General features: G+C 72.4%; 1 protein-coding gene. It reads right to left on the minus strand.

Annotation, left to right across the window (positions count from 1 at the left end; genetic code table 11):
* Positions 1 to 64: 64 nt before the first annotated feature.
* On the minus strand, positions 65 to 1,307 hold a 1,243-nt coding region (locus G3N93_RS40415), incomplete at its 5' end, for an FAD/NAD(P)-binding oxidoreductase (RefSeq protein ID WP_206135568.1).

Below are 1,307 nucleotides of genomic sequence, written 5' to 3' on the forward strand. Positions count from 1 at the left end.
GCCGTGTTGCCGTGTTGCCGTGTTGCCGTGTTGCCGTGTTGCCGCGTTGCCGCGAATCATCACATCACGCGCCGTCGCCGGATGCCGTGCCGTCCAGCATCAGCGTGCCGACCCGCGCGGGCACCAGCGGCGCGCGCGGCACCGGCGCCGTACAGCCGACCAGTGCCTGCGCGGCCGAGCCGCATACGCGACCATGGCACCCGCCCATCCCGCAACGGGACTGCAGTTTCGCGGCCGTCCAGCCCGGCGCTTGCGCGACTGCGTCGAAACGCACGTCCTCGCAACGGCACAGCAGCGTGTCGGGCCGCGCGAGCCGGCGGATCGGTTCGCGAATCGCGAAACGCTCGCGTACGGCATCTGCAAATGTCTGCCAGTGCGTCCGTCGCGCGACGAGTGCGGCCAACTGCGCGGTCTGCCCGGTCGCCGCCAAACCGGCGATTTCGCCTTCGACCATCGCCAGTTCGCAACCGCCGACGCCTGTACACTCGCCAGCCGCGAAAACCCCGTCGCGGCTCGTGCGCTGATGCGCGTCGACCGCCACGGCGCCGTTGTCGATCCGGCAGCCGAGATGGCTCGGCAGCACGGTGTTCGGCACGAGGCCGAAGCCGCACGCGAGCCGGTCGCAGTCGACCTCGAACTCGCGATCGCCCTGACGAATCCGCACGCGTTCGAGCCGCTTGTCGCCGAATGCTTCGACGACATGCGCATCGGGCCGATAGGCGGCGGTGACGAGCTTCGCGGCCTGCGCGAGCTTCGACGGCCAGCGCCACAGCCCGGCCCCGAAGCCGGCCACATCGCCCCACGCGGCCTGTTCGAGCACATGCGACACGCGCGCGCCAGCCTGACGGGCCGTCGCCGCGCTCGCCAGCAGCAGCGGCCCGCTGCCCGCGATCACCGTGCGCTGCCCGCGCACGTCGAGGCCGTACTTGATCAACGCCTGCAAGCCGCCCGCACCCGTGACACCCGGCAGCGTCCAGCCCGGAAACGGCAGCAGCAGCTCGCGTGCGCCGCAACAGAGAATCAGCATCCGGAAATCGAGCAGCAGCCCGCGTTCGTCGTCTTCGAGCAGCAAGGTGCCCGGCTGCGTTTCGGCGACGATGCGCGTCGCCGCGAGATGCGTGACGTTCGGCTGCCGCAACACGGCGAGCCGCTCGGCGGCGGCCGGCGGCGGCGCAGCCGCCGCGCCTTGCCGCCAGATCTGCCCGCCCGCGCGCGGGTTGTCGTCGACGATCGCAACCGTCGCACCGCGTCGCGCGGCGGCCCGTGCGGCCGACAGCCCGGCCGGGCCCGCGCCGACGATCGCGACG

The organism is Burkholderia sp. Se-20378 (assembly GCF_017104665.1).
GTDB lineage: Bacteria > Pseudomonadota > Gammaproteobacteria > Burkholderiales > Burkholderiaceae > Burkholderia > Burkholderia lata.